This is a genomic window from Hydrocoleum sp. CS-953 (assembly GCF_002260545.1).
In the GTDB taxonomy this organism is placed as follows: domain Bacteria; phylum Cyanobacteriota; class Cyanobacteriia; order Cyanobacteriales; family Microcoleaceae; genus Trichodesmium.
This window is the reverse complement of the sequence record NZ_LGSU01001201.1, coordinates 1-7887: the sequence shown is the minus strand read 5'-3', so window position 1 is coordinate 7887 and position 7887 is coordinate 1. Positions and strand designations below refer to the sequence as shown.

Here is a 7887-nt window from a genome sequence, read left to right as displayed (position 1 = left end):
CCACTCCCCTACCCAAGAATATGTAGAAAAGTTTTCAATAAATGGTATTACTTCCCTCTATTTATTCTTTTAGCAAACCAAATTTTTATTCTATTAGATAAAACTTGAAAACCATGAGAAAGAGTAGGTAAACGTTGCACATAAACACCAAGTCTCACAAAAGCAGCTAACCAACCATGCAAACTAATACCAAAACTTGTAACAGCAGCGGCATTTTTTCCCAAAGTAATCATTTCTCCTAAGTGTAAATAACGAAAATTTCTGGGACGTTTATTATTTAAAATTCCCCACAAATTTTTAGCTGCTTGACTTGCTTGTTGATAAGCAACTTGAGCTGTAGCTGGAAGTTTTTTCCCATTAGGATATGAAATTTCTGCCACATCTCCCAGAGCAAATACTTCTGGATAATCAACTAATTGTAAAGTTGGCTCACAAATAAGTTGACCTCTAGAATTGTGAGAACAATCCAAATTTTTCACCCACTCTCTAACTTGAGTACCTGCCGTCCACAGAACAAAATCTGTCGGAATAATAGCACTTTCATTAGACTGCCATAAAGTAATTTTGTCAGCTTCAATAGCATTAACACTTGTCTCTAAACTGATTAAAACGTTTCTTTTATCTAAAGCACGTTGAGCATTTTTACGAGTAGCTGAAGTAAAGCTTTTCAGAATTTCTTTTCCTCTTTCTATTAAACGTATTTCTCCTCTTATTCCCAATCTATCTGCTATTTTTCCTGCCAACTCTACTCCACTCGGACCTCCACCCACAATAGCTACTCGAATTAATTCTTTATTAGAATTTTCCAAACTTTGTAGTTTTTGTTCCAGGATTTGAGTATCAGCTAAAGTTCGGAATGTCAAAACATTTTCTTCTGCACCAGTTGGTAATTTTCCATTAGTTACACCCACAGAAATAACTAAGTAGTCATAAGTCAAATTTCCTTGTTCTAAAAGTTTAACTTTACGAGCCTTAAAGTCAATATCTTGAACCGTATCTTGGCAAAACCCTACTGTTTTATTTTTCAGAAGTTTAGGAAAACGAGGAAATATTTCCCAAGGTTCAAGTTCACCTGTAATTACCTCATAAAGTAACGGAGTAAATACAATATGATCTTGCGGATCTATTAATGTAACTTCGCAATTTTTATTTTTAAATCCCCAACAACTATGTAGATACAAAGCTGTATAAAGACCTCCAAAACCGCCTCCCAATATGCAAATTCTTGTGACTTTATTACTTTGTTTTTCAGCTTGAGAACTTTCTCCAGTTTCCACAGTTTTTAATGTTGATAAATATTATTTCTTGTTTCCCTATTTTTTCCAACTAACCTCACAACAAATCCTAATAGTNTATGCAAATTCTTGTGACTTTATTACTTTGTTTTTCAGCTTGAGAACTTTCTCCAGTTTCCACAGTTTTTAATGTTGATAAATATTATTTCTTGTTTCCCTATTTTTTCCAACTAACCTCACAACAAATCCTAATAGTATCAACTCAAGGAAGCTTTAGTCTTTTTTCCTTAATAGGTATTTATTTAGATAATCTTCTCAGAAAAAATATTCTTAAATTTAAAACTCCAAACTCAGAGATTTTTCCAATTCTATTACTAACTGTAATCCAACTAAAACTCGAAGTAAATAAATGCAGAAGGAACAGTCGCTCCTAATAAAATAGTTAAACCTAACAAAGTTCTGGATACCCAAGGAGACAATAATATTTCATACTCCTCTCGTTTTTGCCAGATTGCCAAATGTTCTAAAAATAATGCCCCCATTGCTAGAAACATAGTAAAAGCTAAAGCATAAGCCTCATTTATACTATAAGAACTAAAGGCATCAATAACTCCAGAGAATGAATATGCCCATGGCGTAACTAAAGTTTGTAATTTAACACCCAACCTACTAATATTGGTTTCCATGAAAAATAAACAACCTAGAGTTACCGATATTAATGTCAAGGCCCAGGATATAAACTCAGTTTTGGCAGTCCATCTCCCCACAAATCTCTGAAACGATCTACCTGCATATCTGAGTACCAATAATAGAGCGCCGTGGTAAGCTCCCCATAAAATAAAATTCCAGGCTGCACCATGCCAAAAACCTGAAAGAGTAAAAGTTATAAATAAATAGAATGCTGCCCACTGTTTATTCGCACCCATCAAGGGAATAAAAACATAGTCCCTAAACCAGTTACTCAAAGTAATGTGCCAACGTCGCCAAAATTCTTGAATACTTACAGAGGTATATGGCGCAAGAAAGTTAAGTTCTAATTTTACTCCAACAACTTTAGCTATACCAACAGCCATAAAGCTGTATCCACCAAAGTCAAAATATATTCTTAAAGTAAACAAGAAAGCATGAAACCAAACCAACCAAGCATTTGCCGTTTCTTGCAGGTCGATATATGGAGTAATGTTATCTGCTAGAACAAATTTCATAAATAAACCTAGAGACAACCAGCGTAAACCTATATCAAAATTTTCCGCTGTAAATTTGAACCGGAAAGATTCTATTTGAGGTAATAATTGTTTGCGTCTTTCAATTGGACCTGCTACAATCTGAGGGAAAAATGCAATAAAGTTAACGTAATCTACAAAATTAATCTGCTTTTTCTTTTTACTTTTTGCTGTAAAAGAATCTACAACAAATGCCACCATCTGGAAAGTATAAAAAGAAATACCTGGTGGAATAGTCTTATATACAGGTAAAGGAAAACTTTGTTGCCAATTATTCGGAATTGCTATTACTAAACCAACTACATCTTCTACAAAAAATGTGAGATATTTAAAGTATGCTAATACAGCTACATCAAAAACTATTAAAAAAGTAGCGATCGCCCTTGACTCCCAACCACGTCTTTGGAACATTAGTTGTACCATTATGTAGTTGAAAATCACTTCAAATATAAATACAGCAAAACTTTTTACATTAGCATTTAAAAATAATGTTAGAGACAATACCATCAAACCGATGGTATCAAAATAATCTCGCCATAGGTTTAAATTTTTTCCTATAGCACGAATACTAAAGAAAGGCACACTAAAAATCAGTAGTACCCACCAGAAGGAAAAATCAGAAAAATTCAATTAACTATTTCCTCCTCTCTCTAGATAGCAACTTATCCCAATTACTTAGGGTCTGAGCCATTTGTTTATCTGTTAAATTAATTTCAAGTTACCAGGACAAATTTTTTCTAGTAACTACAGTTTGTTTCTCATTTTATCAAGAAAAAGTCTTAATCTATACTCAATTTTACAGGTATGATTAAGACTTTTTCTCTTAAATATCTTCAGAAATTACGGCGTCCTAGAAGTTATACTAACTTTTCAGGGAAATTCTTTTATTTCTTGGAGATGTCTATGTGCTACTAAGTGTTTTTACCAATGGATAATTGATAATTAATCCCGAAAGGTTTAAAGCCTCTCATAATAATTAATCATTGATAATTACAGATATTTTTCATTATCCACTATTCATTATCAATTTTTAAAGAGGTAATTATCAATTATCCATTATCCATTAATAAAGAACCACTTACTTATTTCCAAAAACCGCCCCAACCTTTACCAGATTTTGCAGCAGGTTCTTCTTCTTTTTCTGTTACTTCTTCAGAAAATTCCAGATTTTCTAATGCTTCTGAAATATCAAATTCAGACACTAGATATTGAGCNATTCATTATCAATTTTTAAAGAGGTAATTATCAATTATCCATTATCCATTAATAAAGAACCACTTACTTATTTCCAAAAACCGCCCCAACCTTTACCAGATTTTGCAGCAGGTTCTTCTTCTTTTTCTGTTACTTCTTCAGAAAATTCCAGATTTTCTAATGCTTCTGAAATATCAAATTCAGACACTAGATATTGAGCTGATTTCTCAATTGTCGGATAATCCCAGAACAAAGTAGAAGGTAATTCTAAATCTAATTCATCTTCTAATTCACCCACTAGAGTTACTGCATCAATAGAATCTAAACCATGACGAGTTAGAGGATCTGCAAACTCAATAGTGTTTTTATCAATAGTAAGTTGTTCTGCTAGTCTCTCCCTAATCCAGTTTTGCAGAATTTCTACTGGGGAATTTTCATTAAGCGTGCTGGAGTTCTGAAGTTGTTGCATTTGTTATATTCTCCTGTTTTTGAGTTTTTGCTAATTGAAAAGGAACAATAGAAAAAGCTTTATTTTCTTTATAAAGTTTGAGCATTTCTTGAGTGACTTTTTCCTGGTAGGATTGGTCTACTTTTTGTGAATGCCCAAAAGGTTGTAGTAGACGATTTAGACTTAAAACTAACCATTCACCACTAGCAAAGAAGTCTCCTAGTAATTCTCGGTTATAAATCCACATTTGTACACACGCAGTAGCAGCGTGTAAAGCACAATATTTTTTAGTTATATCAAATAGTTCTGGTGACTGGTCGTGACCGAACTCAAATGCTGAATTAGCAATTTGTTGATCATGAGCATTTACTTCTTCAAGGATACATTCAGTTAGGGTCGTAATTTGCTCTAGAACTAATGGTTCTATATTAGCATTTTTTAAACCTTTTAACTGTTCTAATGCAATTTCTAATCCTTGTAAAGTATCATCAGCGCCCCGCCCTGAAATTTCTAATTTTTCTGGTTCCAAAGTAGGCAATTGTTTCTCTAAGGAATAAATTATTTCCAGACGAGATTTAATTTTTTCCATCTTAGCAGAATTCCGTCGAGAACGATGTTTTGTTAACTGACGGAACTGCAACATTAGAGCGTGCAAATTAACAGTTGTACTACCATCAAACACACTAATAATTGAATTATCTCTCAGCACTTTTTGGAACATTCCAAAATCATGTTCTTCTCGCATATAAAAACGAGAACCTAACACTGATGAAATATTATTAATCATTGTTTCTAACTGAACAGTGACAAAATATTTCACCACTGCTGCCCAAACACTAAATTGTTCGGGAATAACATGAAATCCTCTTGCTGCCCCAATAGTTTCACAATCACAAATCAATAGGTCTAAAAATGCGTCTAGAAGAATTTTTCTAGGTTGAGGAATGTCAAATACTGTCTTATTATAAATGACCCGATTAATTGCAAACTTTAACGTAGTTCTTAAAGCCGTATCAGCAGCACCATGAGAAAAAGCTGCACATAAAGTTCGAGTAATTTGAAATCCTTTCAGAGCTACTTCTAGACCAGCTCCTTCCCCTTTGATCAACATATCTTCAGGAACAAAGCAATCTTTAAAACCTATCCCACTCATATCAGAAGCTCGAATTCCGTGGGTAAGAATTTTCGGTAAATTGTAGTAATTTGCTGGATCGAGTCGGCTTTTTTCTACCATAAATAAAGATAGACTTCTAGCCCCGCCATCTTCTTTATCTGTCTTTGCTAATATATAAGATACTCCTGAAATAGTTGCCCGATTTATAGGCCACTTTTCTCCATTTAGTAGATAACCTCCTGGAACTTTTGTGGCCGTTAAATCTCCACCAACTAGGTCAGCACCATGTTCCTTTTCTGAGTAACCGAGACACATTGCTCCATGTTCATCTTTAATATAAGTTGCTAACCTTTGTTTTTGCTCATCTGTACCAGCCATCCAGGTAATAAAAGACCAAAACAAAGTAGTAAAAGCAATTCCTATTGTTTGGTCGCGCCGACACAAAACTCGAACAAAAGCTACAAACTCTTCAAAAGAAGTAAACTCTCCACCACAATTCACAGGCACATAGTAATGTTGTAGTTTCCAGTTATAGAGCCATGCAATTTCCTCATGGGGAAATTCTTCACTCTCATCAATCTCAATTACTCTTTTAAAAGACATTTTACTGTCTGGATTTTCTGGATCGCCAAGAGCACGTTCTAGTTCTTCAGCTACCCAATATTGCTTTAGTTTATCCATGCTAAATTTCCTGATTTTTTTGTAGGGGCGAATGGCATTCGTCCCACTAGCTATTTTTCACTTGAGATGCCAATGACTCAACTTCTTCTTGTAACTGGCGATACTTAGAGGTTAGTTGAGGATTTTCACTCCAGTCAGCTATTACATCTAGTGTTCCTGCCAAAAAGTTTGAGCGACAGGCACGACGTTGAATCTTGCCACTGGCGGTCTTGAGAATATTTCCTGGTTTACCTAAAACTACAGCATAAACTTGTAGCTCATGGTCCTCAGAGACAACCTGGCGGATGTCATTAATTACTTTCTCAGTATCCAAATCTTGGGTGCGACGCTCCACCTCTTGAACAATTACTAGATGTTCATCACCCTTAACTTCAATTGAAAATGCTGCGCCATAGTCTGGACGGAGAGCGGGATGAACTTGTTGTACTGTCCACTCTATATCTTGGGGGTAGTGATTTGTACCTCGGATAATGATCAAATCCTTGATCCGCCCAGTAATATATAGTTCCCCATCTTTCAGAAAACCTAGGTCTCCAGTCCGCAAAAATGGACCTTCTCCACTGTCTTTTATATAAGCTTGGAATGTTTCTTTAGTTGCTTCCGGACGTTCCCAGTATCCTTGAGCCACACTAGGGTCTAATACCCAAATTTCTCCTACTTCATCAGTTGCACATTTTGTGAAAGTTTCTGGATTAACAATAGCGACCTGAGTTTCACAAACTAAGCGACCACAAGATGGATAAGCTCTTACCCCTGTTTCATTGTGAGAAACTTCTACAATTTTCTTTTCTTCTACTAAAGCAGTTGCATCTATAGTACAAAGTACAGGATCTGTAAGTTTTGGTTTAGCTGATACCAGGAGGGTATCTTCTGCTAATCCATAACATGGAGCAAAAGCATTCCAACGAAAACCAGTACCTGAGAAAGTTTCGTAGAAACTCTCCATAACTTTAGGATTAATAGGTTCTGCTGCATTACCTGCTGCTTCCCAATTACTCAGGTCTAATGTAGATAGTTGTTTTGGTTTAACTCGCCGAACACAAAGGTCATAGGCAAAGTTAGGTCCCTGACTGTGAGTAGCTTTGTAATTTGAAAGAGCTTGCAGCCAACGGAGCGGTTGCTTGACAAATGAGAATGGGGACATAATGTAACATGGAGTCCCATTGAATAAAGGCTCCATCATTCCTTCCACTAATCCATAATCGTGAAAGAAAGGCATCCAGGTTACTGTTATACTTTCGGGCGTGTACCCACAAGCTCTCTGTAGATACCCCAAGTGATGAAGCAAGTTTTTATGGGTAAGCATTACCCCTTTTGGAGTCGATGTTGAACCGGAAGTATACTGTAAATATGCTAGAGTATCGCTAGTAATTTCAGGGTCTACCCATTCTTTAGCTAACTCTAGGTCAACAGATTCAGTATCTATCCAGCGCATTGTCTCGAATTCGGGAAACTCATCTGCTACTTCTTCTACAAGAGAAATTATGGTACCAGTTGTTAGAACTATGGAAGCTTGAGCATCTTGAACTATAGCTCTTAGTCTAGGTAAGGTACGTTTAAGACGACCTGCTTCTGGAGGTGGCACAGGAATAGCTATGACTCCAGAATATAGACAACCACAAAAAGCTGCTATTGCTTCTAATCCTTGTGGATAGAGTAGTAAGCTTCTTTCTCCTTTGACTTGATGTTTTTGTAGCAATGCTGCAATAGCTCGTACTCGACGCTCTAGTGAAGCATAGGTCAAGCTTTCTCCTTCTTTTTTTCCGTCAACCAAGAAAGTGTATGCTAGTTTTTCTGGTTGTTCTGCTGATAAAGTTTTAAGTAGGTCTATTAGGGTAGAATATTTCACTGTCTCACTCATTTAATGGGAGAGGCATTGGCTCACTTTTATTAAGATATAGTTTGTTGTCTAGATTGGACTAGAAACTTTATTTAATTATTTGTCCTGGGTAATACACCTGATAAAATGTAATTTTAGTAACATTTACTTAT

General features: G+C 35.6%; 5 protein-coding genes. All 5 read right to left on the bottom strand.

Going from position 1 to position 7887, the window contains the following annotated elements:
* Nucleotides 1–47: 47 nt before the first annotated feature.
* Entirely contained in the window at nucleotides 48–1277 is a 1230-nt protein-coding gene (locus tag AFK68_RS19845) for an NAD(P)/FAD-dependent oxidoreductase (protein WP_094674430.1), read from the bottom strand.
* Between the two features lie 347 nt (nucleotides 1278–1624).
* On the bottom strand, nucleotides 1625–3088 hold the full coding sequence (locus AFK68_RS19840) for an MBOAT family protein (RefSeq protein ID WP_094673491.1): 1464 nt from the start codon (nucleotides 3086–3088) through the stop codon (nucleotides 1625–1627).
* 652 nt (nucleotides 3089–3740) lie between these two features.
* Nucleotides 3741–4121, bottom strand: coding sequence for an acyl carrier protein (locus tag AFK68_RS19835; protein WP_094673490.1), 381 nt, complete (start codon nucleotides 4119–4121; stop codon nucleotides 3741–3743).
* Nucleotides 4090–5895 (bottom strand): acyl-CoA dehydrogenase, encoded by a 1806-nt coding sequence (locus AFK68_RS19830; protein ID WP_094673489.1) that lies wholly within the window; start codon nucleotides 5893–5895, stop codon nucleotides 4090–4092. Before AFK68_RS19830 ends, AFK68_RS19835 begins: the two co-directional genes overlap by 32 nt.
* 46 nt (nucleotides 5896–5941) lie before the next feature.
* Nucleotides 5942–7744, bottom strand: coding sequence for a fatty acyl-AMP ligase (locus tag AFK68_RS19825; RefSeq protein ID WP_246844209.1), 1803 nt, complete (start codon nucleotides 7742–7744; stop codon nucleotides 5942–5944).
* Between the last annotated feature and the right edge of the window lie 143 nt (nucleotides 7745–7887).